General features: G+C 72.1%; 12 protein-coding genes and 1 pseudogene. 1 reads left to right on the top strand and 12 read right to left on the bottom strand.

Translation table 11 applies throughout. From position 1 onward, the window contains the following. Nucleotides 1-9 precede the first annotated feature (9 nt). From ACFV0T_RS28310 to ACFV0T_RS28265, 10 genes and pseudogenes are all read right to left on the bottom strand, one after another. Nucleotides 10-459, bottom strand: a pseudogene (locus ACFV0T_RS28310) (SRPBCC family protein); the annotation flags it as partial. Continuing rightward, nucleotides 459-752: an acyl carrier protein gene (locus ACFV0T_RS28305; protein ID WP_385784897.1), complete on the bottom strand. Its 294-nt coding sequence runs from the start codon at nucleotides 750-752 to the stop codon at nucleotides 459-461. The pseudogene ACFV0T_RS28310 and the gene ACFV0T_RS28305, both read right to left, overlap by 1 nt. Then, nucleotides 749-2,011 (bottom strand): ketosynthase chain-length factor, encoded by a 1,263-nt coding sequence (locus tag ACFV0T_RS28300; RefSeq protein ID WP_385784894.1) that lies wholly within the window; start codon nucleotides 2,009-2,011, stop codon nucleotides 749-751. The genes ACFV0T_RS28305 and ACFV0T_RS28300 overlap by 4 nt, the downstream gene beginning before the upstream one ends. Continuing rightward, a complete protein-coding gene (locus ACFV0T_RS28295) occupies nucleotides 2,008-3,285 on the bottom strand; it encodes a beta-ketoacyl-[acyl-carrier-protein] synthase family protein (protein ID WP_385784891.1) in 1,278 nt (425 codons plus the stop codon). Before ACFV0T_RS28295 ends, ACFV0T_RS28300 begins: the two co-directional genes overlap by 4 nt. Beyond that, a complete protein-coding gene (locus tag ACFV0T_RS28290) occupies nucleotides 3,282-3,710 on the bottom strand; it encodes a cupin domain-containing protein (RefSeq protein ID WP_385784889.1) in 429 nt (142 codons plus the stop codon). Before ACFV0T_RS28290 ends, ACFV0T_RS28295 begins: the two co-directional genes overlap by 4 nt. Continuing rightward, nucleotides 3,707-4,078, bottom strand: coding sequence for a TcmI family type II polyketide cyclase (locus tag ACFV0T_RS28285; protein WP_385784887.1), 372 nt, complete (start codon nucleotides 4,076-4,078; stop codon nucleotides 3,707-3,709). Before ACFV0T_RS28285 ends, ACFV0T_RS28290 begins: the two co-directional genes overlap by 4 nt. Nucleotides 4,079-4,287: 209 nt before the next feature. Then, entirely contained in the window at nucleotides 4,288-6,276 is a 1,989-nt protein-coding gene (locus ACFV0T_RS28280) for a BTAD domain-containing putative transcriptional regulator (protein ID WP_385784884.1), read from the bottom strand. A gap of 398 nt (nucleotides 6,277-6,674) precedes the next feature. Continuing rightward, complete coding sequence (asnB, locus tag ACFV0T_RS28275; protein WP_385784882.1) at nucleotides 6,675-8,546, bottom strand: asparagine synthase (glutamine-hydrolyzing); 1,872 nt, start codon at nucleotides 8,544-8,546, stop codon at nucleotides 6,675-6,677. Then, complete coding sequence (locus ACFV0T_RS28270; protein WP_385784879.1) at nucleotides 8,543-9,079, bottom strand: hypothetical protein; 537 nt, start codon at nucleotides 9,077-9,079, stop codon at nucleotides 8,543-8,545. The genes asnB and ACFV0T_RS28270 overlap by 4 nt, the downstream gene beginning before the upstream one ends. Then, on the bottom strand, nucleotides 9,076-9,525 hold the full coding sequence (locus tag ACFV0T_RS28265) for a DUF1772 domain-containing protein (protein WP_385784876.1): 450 nt from the start codon (nucleotides 9,523-9,525) through the stop codon (nucleotides 9,076-9,078). Before ACFV0T_RS28265 ends, ACFV0T_RS28270 begins: the two co-directional genes overlap by 4 nt. Before the next feature lie 231 nt (nucleotides 9,526-9,756). Between ACFV0T_RS28265 and ACFV0T_RS28260 the strand changes: the two genes are divergently transcribed. Then, nucleotides 9,757-11,355 (top strand): FAD-dependent monooxygenase, encoded by a 1,599-nt coding sequence (locus tag ACFV0T_RS28260; RefSeq protein ID WP_385784874.1) that lies wholly within the window; start codon nucleotides 9,757-9,759, stop codon nucleotides 11,353-11,355. A 66-nt stretch (nucleotides 11,356-11,421) separates the two neighbouring features. Here ACFV0T_RS28260 and ACFV0T_RS28255 read toward each other — a convergent pair whose 3' ends face one another. Both ACFV0T_RS28255 and ACFV0T_RS28250 read right to left on the bottom strand, forming a co-directional pair. Beyond that, nucleotides 11,422-13,029 (bottom strand): FAD-dependent oxidoreductase, encoded by a 1,608-nt coding sequence (locus ACFV0T_RS28255; RefSeq protein WP_385784871.1) that lies wholly within the window; start codon nucleotides 13,027-13,029, stop codon nucleotides 11,422-11,424. Nucleotides 13,030-13,061: 32 nt separating this feature from the next. Beyond that, on the bottom strand, nucleotides 13,062-14,093 hold the full coding sequence (locus ACFV0T_RS28250; protein WP_385784868.1) for a methyltransferase: 1,032 nt from the start codon (nucleotides 14,091-14,093) through the stop codon (nucleotides 13,062-13,064). Nucleotides 14,094-14,376 lie beyond the last annotated feature (283 nt).

Raw genomic sequence — 14,376 nt, 5'->3', positions numbered from 1 at the left:
TTGCCGGTCGGCGCGGGCGGCGGTCTCCACCTTGTCCTTGATCAGCTGCATCTGGACCGCGGTGTTGCGGTTGAGCCGGTCGGTCATGCCGGCGTCGTCCAGCGGGGCGTCCGGCTTCATCTCGAAGTCCTGGATCCAGCGCATCCGTACGCCGCCGGGGTGCTGTGTGTACTCCCAGCGGATGTTCATGTGGGCGAAGGGGCCGGTCTCCACGCGGTGTGCGGTGACCGTCCGGGTGGTGGCGTCGGCGGTGCGCCGGGAGACCCAGCTCCACACGGTGCCCGAGGTGTCGGGGTGCAGGGCGAGCCGGAAGGTGACGGTGTTCCCGTCGCGTTCGAGGATCTCGGCGTGGGAGTACTCGCTGAACAGCCGCGGCCAGGAGGCCACGTCGTTGGTCATCGACCAGACCAGGTCCATGGGTGCGTCGATGACGATCGCGTTGTCGGTGCGTCCCGCCATCAGACCTGGACCTCCGCGAGCCGTGAGGTGACGTAGGCGACGGCCTCGCGCAGGGTCTTGGTGTGCTCCAGGTCGCCGTCGGGGATCTGTATCGCGTACTCCCGCTCGATCCTGTTGACGAGTTCGAGCAGCGCGAGCGAGTCGTAGCCCAGGTCGGCGAACCGCCGGTCGACGATGTCCTCGCCGTCCATGTCGATCTGTTCGTCGGCCCCTGCGCCCGCGCGTAGGATCCGTTTCAGGTCGTCCACGGTGAAGTCGGCCATGGCCAGCAGCCTTTCGTCGGTTTCGGTCACTTCTTGAGGTCCTTGCGGTTGCCCGCGCCCACCACCAGCGCGGACGTGAATCCGCCGTGGCCGCGGGCGAGGACGAGGGCGGTTTGCGGGTCGGTCTGCCGCGGCCGGTCCAGGACCAGGTCGATCTCGCAGCCGGTGGCGGTCCGGCCGGGGCCGGCGGTGTGCGGCACCACTCCGGCGCTCAGGGCGAGCAGGGCGGTCGCGGTGTCCAGGGCGGCGCCGCCGCCGTAGAGCCGGCCGGTGAGGGTCTTGGGCGCGGTCACCGGGACGCCGCCGGGGCCGAACACGTCGGTGATCGCGTGGGCTTCGGCGAGGTCGCGCTCCGGTACGCCGGAGGCGTCGGCGAAGACCACGTCCACGTCGTGCGGCGCGATCAGGGCGTCGGCGAGGGCGCGGCGGATGACGGAGGTGAGCACCGGGGGCCGCTGCGAGCCCGGTGGGGGGTCGAACCCGGCGGCGTAGCCGAGCAGTTCGCCGTAGTGGTCGGCGTTTCGCTGGTGCGCCGACTCGGCGCTCTCCACCACGAGGATCGCGCCGCCCTCGCCGGGGACGGATCCGGACGCGGCGGCGTCGAAGGGAAGGTACGCGCGGGCCGGGTCGTCCTCGCGGGACAGCCCGCCGGCCGATATCTGCGCCACGAGGCCGTAGGGGCACAGGGAGGCGTCGGTGCCGCCGCTGAGCACCAGCCGGGAGCCGGTGTTCAGCAGGCGGCGGGACTGGCCGAGCGCGTCCAGGCCGCCGGCCTGCTCGCAGCACAGCACCCCGCAGGGGCCGCGCATGCCGTGCCGGATGGAGACCTGTCCGGTGCTCGCCGCATAGAACCAGGCGATCGACTGGTAGGCGCCGACCCAGGACGGGCCCTGCTGGTAGAGCTGTTCCATCTCGTGCTGGCCGAACTCGGTGCCGCCGGAGGAACTGGCGGTGACCACCGCCATCTCGTACTCGGGCAGCGTGTCCGGATGCGCGGCCGCGTCGGCGAGGGCCGCTTCGGAGGCCGCCAGCGCGAAGTGCGTGTACCGGTCGGTCTGCGGGACGAGCCGGTTCGGCACCTGTTTTTCGGCCTCGAAGCCCGGTACTTCGCCCGCCACTTGAACCGGGTAGCCGGCCGGGTCGAACCGGGTGATGCGGCCGAGACCGCTTTTCCCGGCGAGCACCGACTCCCAGTGCTGGCGCGCTCCGATCCCGGTCGGGGCGATGACGCCGAGCCCGGTGACCACGGCCCGGGAGCGGTGTGCTGTGCGGATTCCCGAGGCGCTCATGCGGCCTGCCTTCCGTCTACGTCCGGGCGGCCGAGCACCATCGCGCTCTGGAAGCCGCCGAATCCGCTGCCGACGCTGAGGACGTGGTCCATCGGGTGCTCGCGTGCGGTGAGGGGGACGTAGTCCAGGTCGCACTCGGGGTCGGGGGTGCAGAGGTTGGCGGTCGGCGGGACGATCTGGTGGCGCAGGGCGAGGGCGCAGGCGGCGATCTCCAGCGAGCCGATGGCGCCGAGCGAGTGCCCGATCATCGACTTGATGGAGCTGACCGGGATCTCGTACGCGCGCGGGCCGAGGCTGCGTTTGAACGCGGCGGTCTCGTGCCGGTCGTTCTGTCGGGTGCCGGAGCCGTGGGCGTTGATGTAGTCGATGTCGTCCGCGTCGAGCCGGGCCCGGTCCATGGCGACGCGGATGGCCTCGGCCATTTCCCGGCCGTCCGGCTTGAGTCCGGTCATGTGGAAGGCGTTGCTGCGGCCGGCGAAGCCGAGGATCTCGGCGTAGGTCACGGCGCCGCGGCGCCTGGCCGCCTGCGCCTCCTCGATGACGAGCACCGCCGAGCCCTCGCCGAGCACGAAGCCGTCGCGGTGTCCGTCGAAGGGCCGGGAGGCGTGCCAGGGGTCGTCGTTGTTGGGGGTGGTGGCCTTGATCGCGTCGAAGCAGGCGGAGGTGATGGGAGACAGCGGGGCGTCTGTCGCCCCGGCGAGGACGATGTCGGCGGTGCCTTCCTCGATCAGCTGGACGCCGTGCCCGATCGCGTCGAGCCCGGAGGTGCAGCCGGTGGAGATCAGCGCGACCGGGCCTTCGGCTGCGGCCTGCCAGGCCACCTCGGCGGCGAGCGTGCTGGGCACCATGTAGCCGTACAGGTGCGGGACTCCGTAGCTGTGGTCGACCAGCCAGTTGCGGCCGCCGTCGGAGAGCACGGCGTACTCCTCCTCCAGGCCCATCGTGCAGCCGACCGCGCTGCCGATGCTGACCGCGACCCGGCCGGGGTCGGCGGCCGGCAGTTCGATGCCGCTGTCCTCGATCGCCTCGCGGGCCGCGGCGACGGCGAACTGCGCGGCGCGGTCCATGCGCCGCACCTCCTGGGGGGAGAGCCCGGCGGTGTTCGGGTCGAAGTCGCACTCGGCCGCGACCCGGGAGCGGAAACCGGTCGCGTCGAAGAGGCTGATCGGGCGGGTGGCGGTGCGCCCGGCGGACAGCAGGTCCCAGAAGGCGTCGCGGCCGTTCGCGCCCGGGGCGATGACGCCGACTCCGGTGACGACCGCGCGGCGGGTCATCGGGCGCCGCCGATGTCCGGGTTGCGCGCGCCGGCGTTCAGCGGCTGTTCGGTGTCGACATGGCCGAGTTCGGGGCGGGGCGCGAGCGGGGACAGGTGGAAGACGGCCTCGGCGGGCACGCTCCCGGTGTTGACCAGGCGGTGGCGTACGCCGATGGGGACCAGCAGCGAGTGGCCGGGCCCGAGCTTCGTCGCTACGCCGTCCAGGCTCATCTCCAGTTCTCCCTGGACGATGTGCAGGAATTCCTCGGAGTGCGGGTGGTAGTGCTCGGTGACGAACTCGCCGGGCGCCAGGCGCAGGATCCCGCCGAAGCCGGAGGTGCAGCCGACGGTCTTCGGGCTCAGCGTGACGCGGATGTCGCCGCCGCGCTTGGTGTTGGCCTCCACCTCGTGCGCGGCGACCCTGGTGGTCGCGGGGGCGGTCACCGGGCGCCGCCCAGGTTCGCCGCGGCCGGCTTGGTGATCTGGGGGCCTTCGCCGGGTGTCCAGGAGTAGAAGGGGACGGCCATGGCGTCCTTGGGTTCGCGCCAGTTGGGGTCGAACGGGGAGATGAACTGGCCGAGCCGGGTGTTGATGTCGTTGTAGAGCGGGTGGCTGCGCGCCTTGTAGAGGTTCGGTGCGATGTTCTGGTCCGCCTCCACGAGGTGGAAGTACAGGTTGTGGAAGGCGAACAGGGTGCGCCTTGAGACACCCACCATGTGCGGCAGCTCGGTGCTGTCGGAATCGGCGAAGACCTTCGCCACGCCCTCGGCGTCGCCAAGCTCCATCCTCGCGACGATCAGCGTTCGGTGCACGATGCCCTCCCGGCTTGTCGGTTCTGCGTTCACCCTGGTGGGCGGGGGTCGAGGGACTCTCGAAGCAGCCTGGAGAACCGCTGGCGGCCGGAGCTGCGCAGCACAGCGGGCCGCCGCACCGGATGGCGCGACGGGCCGCTGGGGCGATGGCGTGCGGGCAGGGGCCCGCGGACGGTGCCGGTGGGGGTCGGTGTCCTGGCCGGCGGGTGCTACTGGGCGATGCCGGTGTGGGGCTGCAGGCTGGGGCCGCCCACCTTCTGCAGTCTGACCGCGGCGGACGTCCTCGTGCTGTCACGCAGCAGCAGAAGCGCCTTGCGGGTGAGCCTGGGCACGGCGTAGAGCGGTTCGGCGGGAACCCGTCCGGCGCGCAGCGGCCCCGGGTGGACCCGCCCGGTGTCCGCCGCCGGGCCGGGTTCGGCGACCCGGGCCGGCAGTTCCTGCACCAGGTGGACGTCCACCAGGTACTCCATGAGTGTCTCGGTGTCCTCCGTGCACCGAGGCACCAGCGCGCTGACCTCGTCGATGCGCCAGTAGGGGCGCCTGCGTTCGATCAGCAGATGCAGCAACTGGCGGTGCGGCTGCGGCAGATGGCTGTAGCTGGAAGCCACTGTGCCCATCAGGGACTGTGTGCCTGCCGGGATCTCCAGCAGCAGGTCCGGGTTGCCGCGCAGCCGCTCCGTCAGCCGGGCCGCGGACCAGCCGGGCCTGGCCGCGAGCCGTCCGGCCACCGCGCGTACGGCCAGGGGCAGGCCCTCGCACATCCGCAGCAGCTCGTCCACGGCTTCGGGTTCGTCCTGCCAGCGCCGTTCGTTGGCGACCCGGTTGTAGAGGGTCAGGGCGTCGTTCTCGGAGAACGCGCCGAGCACGATCTTCCTGCCGGTGGAGAGGCTGTGGGCGCGGTAGCGGTTGGTGGCGATCACCGCGCATCCCGAGCCGCCCGGCATGAGCGCGCGCAGCTGGGAGGCGGTGAGCACGTCGTCGACGACCACCAGTACTCTCCGGTCCGCCGTCCAGCTGCGGAAGAGCTGGCTGAGCTCGTCGAGTCCGCCGGGCAGTTTCTCGCGCCGGATGCCGCAGGCGCTGAGGCTGGTGGTGAGCGCCTTGGCGAGCTGGGCGGAGCCGGTGCCCGCCTCGGACAGGTCGATGAAGAGCTGTCCGTCGGGGAAGTGCGGGCGCAGCCGGTGGGCGGCGTGGACGGCGAAGGCGGTCTTGCCGACGCCCGGCGGCCCGTGGACTTCGACCACCCGCATGCCGGTGCCGGGCCGGCTGCCGAGATAGGCCTCCAGTTGGGAGAGCGCGCCGGCCCGTCCGACGAAATCGCCTACGTCGGCGGGGAGTTGGGCGGGTCCCAGGACGGGGGTGCGGGCGGCGGGGACGGTCCCCGTCTTGGCCTTGGCCGGCCCCGCGAGCTGGCTGCCGTCCGCGAGTACCTCCTGGTGCAGACGCTGAAGCAGCGCAGAGGGTTCGAGCCCCAGCTCGTCGACGAGTCGGGCGCGCAGGGTGCGGAACACGTCGAGGGCCTCGGGGCGCCGGCCGCTGCGGTGCAGCGCCCGCATGAGCTGGTCGGCGAAGGCCTCGTGGGTGGGGTGGGTACGGAAGACGGCAGACAGGTCGTCCAGCACCGCCTGATGGCGGCCGAGTTCGAGCTCTATGGCGAAGCGCTGTTCCAGAGCGTTCTTGCGCCGCTCCTCGAGCTGCGTGGACCACGCGGACAGCCGCCGTCCGGCCGCGACGTCCACCAGTGCCTCGCCCTGCCAGGTGGCGAGCGCTTCCTGGAGGGTGCGGGCGGCCTGGTCGCGGGCCCCGCTGCGGTACTCCGCCTGGCCGCGCTCGACGAGCTGTTCGAAGCGGTACGCGTCGACCGACCGCTTTTCTTCCAGCCGCAGTTCGTATCCGCCCACTCTGGTCAGAAGTGCGGGCAGTCCCCGGGGCGGGCAGGAGCCGAAGGGAGCCCCGCTCTGCCCGGTGGCGAGCCGGAGTCTGCGGCGGAGCTGGTAGATGTAGGTCTGGAGTGTGGTCAGGGCGCTGAGTGGCGGGCGGTCCTCCCAAAGTTCCTCGCACAGCTGGTCGACGCTGACCAGCGAGTTGGCGTTGAGCACCAGGAGGGTCAGCACCTGGCGGAGTTTGGGGGCCGACGGGGTGGTGTCCACTCCGTCGCGTCGCACTCGTAACGAACCCAGCAGGCTGATCTCTATCACTGCACTCCCTCTCGGCATACGGCATTTCTGGCCGATTGCCAATTGGTTCCGGCGCGGTCTTCAGAGCCTGTCGGCTGCTACCTTCCTACATCGTTCGCACAGCACTTCACACCATGCCTTTCGACCTTTCTCCTACGCCCCGGACCTGCACTTTCGGCGCCGCACAAGGGGGCGTTCCATTTCGACGGCCGGACACCATGGGCAACATTTTATTTTCTCTTTGCGGGGCCTTGAACCCGGAAGTAGAATTCAAGAATTCAACAAGTCGAGTGGGTGTTCTGTCCTGCATTCCGCGAAATGCAGGACAGAACACCCACTCGCCCCGACAGGTGCATAAAGCATGCTATTGCGTCATGCATAATCATGATCAGGGGCACTCGTCCGTGCCGTGCTCCCGGTCACAGCCGCAGCCGGACCTTGTACTCGGCCAGCCAGGTGTCGAGTTGGAGCACCATCTCCATGCTCGCCCGCTCCACCCACGCGAAGGCGCCCTTCGGCGCGCCTGCCGCGGCCAGCGCCGCGCTCGTCGCCTCCGCGTCCAGCAGCGCGGCGACCGGCGATCCGCGGTCCGCGGCCAGCTGCGCGAAGCGGCCCCGTACGAACTCCCCGTACGCCGCGTCCTGGGTGGTCGGGTAGGCACTCTTGCGCCGGTTCAGCACCGGCTGCGGCAGCAGGTCGGCGACCGCGGCCCGCAGCAGACTCTTCTCCTGGCCCTCCACCCGCTTCAGCGCGGCAGGCACGTTGTAGACGTACTCGACGAGAGCCCGGTCGCAGAACGGCGGACGCAGCTGCACACCGTGCGCCATGCTCATCCGGTCCGCCCGGTCCAGATGGGTCGGTGCCCAGCGGGTCAGCGCGAGATAGGTGACCTCACGCGCCCTGCGCTCCTGCGGGCTCTCGCCGCCGGCGTGCGGCACTTCCGCGAGCGCGTCCCGGTAGTGCTGGTCCGCATAGTCCATGAAGTCCAGTTCCTTGCGCAGCCCGCGGTCCACCAGGGAGCAGCCCAGCCCCCCGGCAGCGGCGTCGTGCCCGCGCTCGAAGGAGACCCAGGGAAACGTCCGGGAGTTGCTGTGCTGCGCGTCGTACGCCCAGAAGTAGCCGTTGAACACCTCGTCGGCCGTCTCGCCGGAGAGCACGGCGGTGACGCCCGCACTGCGCAGCGCCTCGAAGAAGAGCAGCAGCGACACGTCCATGTCGCCCAGCGGGGAGGGCGCGTCCTGGCTGCGCAGGGCGGCAGCGTGCGTCTTCGGGTCGGCGAGGGCCGCGGTGTCCAGCAGGATCTCGGTGTGGTCGGTCCCGATGTGCCGGGCCGCGAGCTCCGCGTACGGGGCGTCGGGGGTGGCGCGCATCGTCGGGTGCGGTTCGAAGTTCTCCGCGTAGCCGGCGAAGTTGACCGAGAACGTCCGCAGCCGGCCGGCCCCCGACTCCCGCAGCGTGCCCGCAGCGAGCGCGGTGAGCGCGCTGGAGTCGATTCCGCCGGAGAGCATCGCGTCGACGGGAACGTCCGCGCGCAGATGCGAGGCCACCGCGTCCGCCAGCAGCCGGCGCACCGTGGCCACCGTGTCCTCGAGGGTGTCGGTGTGCGGACGCGCGGGCAGCGACCAGTAGCGCCGGTGGCCGCGGCCGGAGCGGCGCACGACCATCGAATGGCCCGGCAGCACCTCGCGCATGCCCTGGAACACGCCGGTGCCCGGCTTGCGGCTGTGGGCGAACAGCTCGCGCAGTCCGTCGGCGTCGACGACCGGCTCGACCGCGGGATGGGCCAACAGCGCCTTGGGCTCGGATCCGAACAGCACACCCGAGGACGTCAGGTAGTAGCACAGAGGCTTGACGCCGAGCCGGTCGCGGGCGAGCAGCAGCTCCTGGCGCCTCACGTCCCACACCGCCAGCGCGAACAGGCCCTCCAGACGGCTCACGAAGTCCGAGCCCCACTCCAGATAGGCGTGCAGCGCCACGTCGGCGTCGCCGTGCCCGGTCAACCGGTGCCCCCTGGCAGCCAGTTCCCGGCGCAGCTCGACATGGTTGGTGATCGCGCCGTCGAGGCTCAGCACGGCCACCGGCCCGCTGCCGGTGGCGTGGACGGCGGGCTGGCGCCCGTGGTCGGGGTCGAGCAGCGCGAGCCGTCGGTGCGCCAGCGCGGCGTGCCCCTCGATCCAGTCGCTCTCCCCGTCGGGGCCGCGGTGCGCCAGTGCGGCCGCCATCGCCCGCACCGTTGAAGCCTCGGGGACCAGATCACGCTCGAAGTCCACCCAGCCGGCGATCGCGCTCATCGCGAAGTCCTCTCGTTCGCAGTGTCGGATGTACCCGGGGCAAGAGCGCCGCCGCCCGGCCGCTGCGCGAGCAGGACCTCCACCAGCGACAGACCGTGCGTGTCGACCGCGTCGCGGAACTCCTCAAGTCCCGGTGCCTGTTCACCGGACACCGAGATCCCCAGCCGGCGCGCCGCCGCAGCGCCGTAGCGCTCGTACAGCTCCAGATAGCCGCGCGCGGTCCGCTCCGCGTCGGTCACCAGCGTGCAGCGCACGGGCCGGCGCTCACCGCGCCAGGTCAGCTCGCCGTCCGCGCCGCCCGCGAAGTTGTGCCGCCAGCGGCTCGCGGAGGCTACGGCCAGCCCCCCGCCAAGCTGGTGCACGCCCACGGGGACCGTGTACGGGCGGCCGGTACGGCGGCCGGTGAAGTGCAGCAGTGCGAGGCGATCGGCCACCGGGCCCGGGTTCGGCCGGGAGAGCATCTCGCGCATCCGGGCGTCGTCGCGCGCGCCCTCCGGCCCGTCGGGCAGGGCGCGTTGGACGACGGACCTCATGACAGCACCACCGCGGCGGCGGTCAGCGTGCAGCCCGCGACGGCGCAGCAGGTGCGCACCAGATGCCAGTCGCGCCACTGGATCCGCGGGTCCTGCCAGCCGGGACCGAGGTCGGCGGGCCCGGTGCGCTTGACCCGGTTGTTGATCGGTACGTTCCTCGTCTGCGACACGACGGCGACCCCGGCCATGCACAGCGCCGCCGCCGCGAACAGCACGCGGCCCGGTCCGGACGCCCGCAGCGCGAAGGCCACATCGATCACCGTGGAGCCGGCGACGATGAACGGCATGATCCGGTCGTAGTGCCGGCCGAGCAGTTTGTGCGTGGCCACATACCGGTCGGGGGTCATCGCGATCAGCGCGGGCATCACGCTGACCGCGACCGCGAACAGCACCCCCGCCACCAGGCCGGTGCCCAGCAGCACCAGCACACTCAGCGTCTCCACCACGGTCTACGCCCTCCCGTCGTCCTTCCGGTTCACGGTGCGAGCAGGCGGCACGCGGCAGCCGCTCGCAACAGCGGCTCGAACATCGCAGCCATGACTCGCACGCCGCTCGAATCCGTCTGGGGATGGCGGCCCGGTGCCCGGCCCGCTCTCCGCCCCGGCCCGAGCCCGGTTCGAGCGGCCGGGTGTCTGCTCGGTCCGGCACGGTCCGAACTGACCCGAGGAGGAGCCGGTATGGCGGACGAAACGGCCGAGGTGCTGATCGCGGGCGGCAGCATGGTGGGCCTGGCCCAGGCCCTGTTCCTCGCCCAGCGGGGCATCCGCCCGCTGCTGGTGGAGCGGCACGCGGAGATCTCCGCCCACCCCCGCGCGCAGGCCGCCAGTCCCCGCACGATGGAGCTGATGCGCGCGCTCGGCCTCGAGGACGCCGTACGCGCGAACGAGAACCCGCACGCGCAGTACGGCGACATCCTGCAGGCCGAGTCGCTCTGCGGGGCCGAACTCGGCCGGTTCGACGGCCCGTTCCCGCACGACCCCCATGACGTCGGGACCACCGGCTGGACCCTGATCGGGCAGGACCGGTTCGAGCCGGTGCTGCGCGACCGGGCGCAGGAGCTCGGTGCGGACCTGCGGTTCGCCACCGAACTGGTGGGCTTCGAGCAGGACGCCGACGGGGTCACCGCCGAACTGCGTGACCTGGGTGACGGCTCGCGCCGCACGGTCCGCGCCCGCTACCTGGTCGCAGCCGACGGATTCCGGGCCCCGGTCCGCGAGAGCCTGGGCATCGGTGTGCACGGACAGGGCGTCTTCGGCCGCCAGATGAACGTGGTCTTCCACGCGGACCTCGACCCCTATGTCGCGGGCCGCGCCTTCTTCCTCTGCTTCGTCAGCAATCCGCAGGTCAAGGGCGTTCTCGGCAAACTCGGCGGCGACGGCTCAGACCGCTGGGTGCTGGCCCCCAGCCTGCGGCCCGAGGACAGCCACCGGGAGTACGGCAGCGAGGAATGCGTCGCGCTGGTGCGCGCCGCGGTGGGAGTACCGGACCTGCCGGTCGAGGTGGAGTCCTCGACGAGCTGGGAGATCGCCGCGTGGGTGGCCGACCGCTTCCGCTCGGGCCGGGTGCTGCTGGCCGGCGACTGCGCCCATGTGATGCCCCCCACCGGCGGGTTCGGCGGCAACATGGGCATCCAGGACGCGCACAACCTGGCCTGGAAGCTTGCCCTGGTGCTGCGCGGCCAGGCCGGTCCCGGGCTGCTGGACAGCTACGAGCAGGAGCGTGCTCCCGTGGCCGAGTTCACCGTCGACCAGGGGGTCATCCGCTATCTGCAGCGCAGCGGCCTGGACGAGGAGGCAGCCGCCCGCCACCGCCCCGAGACGACCGTGCTGTTCGGCCACGTCCACCGTTCCGACGCGGTGCTGCGCGAGGACGGACCGGACGACGGATCCCCGGTGGAGGACCCCACCGTCCCCTCCGGCCGCCCCGGCACCCGTGCCGCGCACCTGCTGCTGCGCAGGGACGGAACGGACGTGCCGCTGCACGACCTGCTGGACGGCGGCTTCTGGCTGCTGGCCGGCCCCGGTGGCGGCGGCTGGGAGGCCGCCGCCGCGACGGTCCGCTCCGCCACCGGCCTCGACCTCGCCTTCCACCGCGTCGGCGACGAGGAGCCGCCCGAGGTCGCCGAGCGGTTCCTGAAGGCCTACGGCGTCGGCTACAGCGGCGCGGCCCTGATCCGCCCGGACGGCGTGCTGGCCTGGCGCTCGCCGACCCTGCCGGCGGCCCCCGCCGACGAGCTGTCGTCCGCACTGGCCCGCCTCCTGCAGCGCGTGGCGTAACACCCCTCCCCCACGGCTTCGGCGCGCTTCCCGGGGAAGCGCGCCGAAGGCGTCGGTGCCTTCCGGTCAGTCGCGCGCCAGCACCTGCGCGAGCGTCTGGGCCAGGGCCTGCTCCGGGCCCCCGCTCCGGCCCGCGGTGGTGCGCCAGCAGACGAACCCGTCGGGGCGCACCAGCACGGCGCCGCCCGCCGGCAGCCCGTAGCGCTGCCTGAACGCGCCGTCCCGGTCGCCGAGTTCCTCGCCGGGGCCGATGCGGCGCACCGTCAGGGTGACGCCGAGCCGCTGCGCTTGCGCGGCCGCCGCCTCGGTCCACCGTCCGGCGGCGGTGTCGGCGAGCAGGGTGAAGCCCCCGCCGAACAGATCGATGCTGGACAGCGGACCGTGCCGGCCGTCCAGGACGACGTGCGGGGCGCGGGCGCCCGGCCTGCCGGTGGGGTGCTCCGGGTCCTCGATCACCGCACCGGGCACGCCCTCCTCGACGGCGAAGGCGCCGCGGGGATAGCAGTAGCCGAAGGTCATGGTGGTCTCGTCCACCAACTCCTTCGCCACGTCCTGGAACTGCTTGCCCTCGCGCACCGCGAAGCGCAGCATCGCCTGCTTCACGGTCTCCTCGGCGACCGGGCGCCGCTCGGCGTCGTAGCTCTCCAGCAGCCGCGGCCCGGCGGTGGCGGACAGGACGAGAGCGAGCTTCCAGGCAAGGTTGTACGCGTCCTGGATGCCGGTGCTCGCGCCGAAGGCGCCGGTGGGCGGCATGACGTGGGCGGCGTCCCCGGCGACGAAGACCCGCCGGGTGGCGAAGGTGTCCGCCACCCGGGAGGAGATGTCCCACGCCGGCATGTCGACCGACTCGATCTTCAGCGGCAGTTCCGGGTCGCCGACCGCGGCCCGGACCAGGGCGACGCAGCGCTCCTCGGTGAAGTCGGCGGCGCTCTGCCCCTGTTCGGGGAAGAAGGAGACATTGATGACCCAGCGCCGGTCGTTGTCGATGGGGATGATCGTGCCGCGCACCCCGGGGTTGTTGACATACGCGGCAATGATCTTCCGCCCGCGCAGCGCCTCCTCCAGGTCGGCCTCGAAGAAGAAGCTGACGAGGTTGGTGATGGTGCCGCGGCCGTGCGCACCGATGGAGAGCATGTCGCGCACCGGACTGCGGCTGCCGTCCGCGGCGATCACGTACTCGGCGCGGATCTCCGTCTCCTCGCCCGTGGCCAGGTCGGTGGTCCGCACGAGTACGCCGTCCGCGTCCTCCTCGACCGCGTCCACGCGGGTGTGGAAGCGGACGTCGGCGCCGACGTCGACGGCGCGTTCGCGCAGGATGGGCTCCAGCTGGTTCTGGTCGATGAGCGTCCACTGGGTGGGGCTGATCCGGCCGATGTCCTGCGGCGAGGCGTGGGGCATCCGCACCCGCTCCTCGCCGGCGAGCGTCTCGACGTGCACCAGGTCGGTGTTGCCCGAGATGGGCGAGCGCCCGGCCCGTACCCGCTCCTCCATGCCCACCGCACGGTAGAGCTCCATCGTCCGGGGGTTGATGGCCCGCGCCTTGGGGTGCGTGGAGGTGTCCGGATGGCGCTCCACCAGCGTCGCCCGCACGCCGTACTGCGCGAGGAACACGGCCGCCGACAGTCCGGTGAGCCCGCCGCCGACGATGAGCACGGGCACGGTGTGCTGCTTCATACTGCCTCCTTGGGAAGGGACGCCGGGGCGCGTCACCGGTGTGCCGTCACCAGCGTGTGGGTGGCGAGCAGCGGCTGTGCCGCGCCGTTGGTGAAGCCGGCCTCCCGCAGCCAGTCCTGGCAGTCCGCCACCCGGTACTCGGATCCGTCCGGGCTGACCAGCCGCATGTGCAGGCTGCTGAGCAGCCGCTCGGGATCGCTGCGGTCGTCGTCGATCATCCGGTCGTAGACGAGCACCGTGCCGCCCGGCCGGACCGCGTCGAACACCCGGCCGAGCAGGGCGCGCCTCCGGTCGGTGTCGAAGCCGTGCAGGATGTGGCCCAGGACGATCACGTCGGCCTGCGGGATGGGGTCGGTGAAGAAGTCGCCGCCGGCGAAGGCGACCCGGTCGCCGAGGCCGAGCCCGCCGATGTGTTCGGTGAACAGCGGCCGGGTGCGCTCCAGGTCGAAGCAGGTCGCCTTGAGATGACCGTGCGCCCGGACGAGTACGGCGGCGAGATTGCCGCGGGCGCCGCCCAGGTCGGTGAACGACCCGTAGCGCCCCCAGTCGATGCGGCGGGCCAGCTCGGACCCCATCCGGTCGCTGTAGGCGTCGAGGCCGGCGAGGAACCGCTTCATCTTGCCGGGGTCCTGGTGCTTGTCGCCGACGAACCCGCCCTTGTCCGGGTCGAGATGCTGGGGTTCACCGGAGCGCAGCGCCTCCGTGAGCCGGCCCCAGGTCCCGTACAGGGTCTCGTTGGTGAGTTCGACGAAGCCGCCGAGGTACGAGGTGGAGTCCGGTACCAGATAGGACTGCGCCAGCGGGGAGTTCCGGTAGCGGCCGCCGGTGCGCTCCAGCAGGCCGAGGCCGGCGAGCGCGTCCAGGAAGTCGCCCGCCATGCGGTGGTGCAGCCCCGTGCTCCCGGCCACCTGCCCGGCGTCGGCCGGACCGTCGGCGAGCGCCCCGAACACGCCGAGCGTCACGGCGCTGTGCAGCACCTTGGCGGCGCAGTCCGCGATGGTCAGCCTGATCAGCGGGCCCGGGTCGGGGGCCGCGGCAGTCGTCGGGTCTTCGGTCGTCGTCACACGAGCCTCCTGGCAGCATCGGGATGTCCGCTCGGTTGTGTTCCGACGATGGCCGCGTGGTGTCGAGTCAGGCTCGAAGAGTGCTGAAGGGGACTGAAGAGGGCTGAAGAGGACTGGGGGCGCTCCGCTTCCGGGCACAGGGCATCCGCGGGCCGGCAGGCGCGGGACGCGGGGAAACGGGGGCGCGAGGGCGCGAGGGCGCGAGGGCGCGAGGGCGCGAGGGCGCGAGGGCGCGAGGGCGCGAGGGCGCGAGGGCGCGAGGGCGCGAGGGCGCGAGGGCGCG

It is taken from the genome of Streptomyces sp. NPDC059582 (assembly GCF_042735715.1).
In the GTDB taxonomy this organism is placed as follows: domain Bacteria; phylum Actinomycetota; class Actinomycetes; order Streptomycetales; family Streptomycetaceae; genus Streptomyces.
The sequence above is the reverse complement of the archived record's forward strand: the minus strand, read 5'-3'. Positions and strand labels throughout refer to the sequence as shown.

Bases quoted from the DNA above. Each gene is read 5' to 3' on its own strand.
- ACFV0T_RS28300 (WP_385784894.1), bottom strand. From the start codon at position 2,011: ATGAGCGCCTCGGGAATCCGCACAGCACACCGCTCCCGGGCCGTGGTC.
- ACFV0T_RS28295 (WP_385784891.1), bottom strand. From the start codon at position 3,285: ATGACCCGCCGCGCGGTCGTCACCGGAGTCGGCGTCATCGCCCCGGGC.
- asnB (WP_385784882.1), bottom strand. From the start codon at position 8,546: ATGAGCGCGATCGCCGGCTGGGTGGACTTCGAGCGTGATCTGGTCCCC.
- ACFV0T_RS28270 (WP_385784879.1), bottom strand. From the start codon at position 9,079: ATGAGGTCCGTCGTCCAACGCGCCCTGCCCGACGGGCCGGAGGGCGCG.
- ACFV0T_RS28260 (WP_385784874.1), top strand. From the start codon at position 9,757: ATGGCGGACGAAACGGCCGAGGTGCTGATCGCGGGCGGCAGCATGGTG.
- ACFV0T_RS28255 (WP_385784871.1), bottom strand. From the start codon at position 13,029: ATGAAGCAGCACACCGTGCCCGTGCTCATCGTCGGCGGCGGGCTCACC.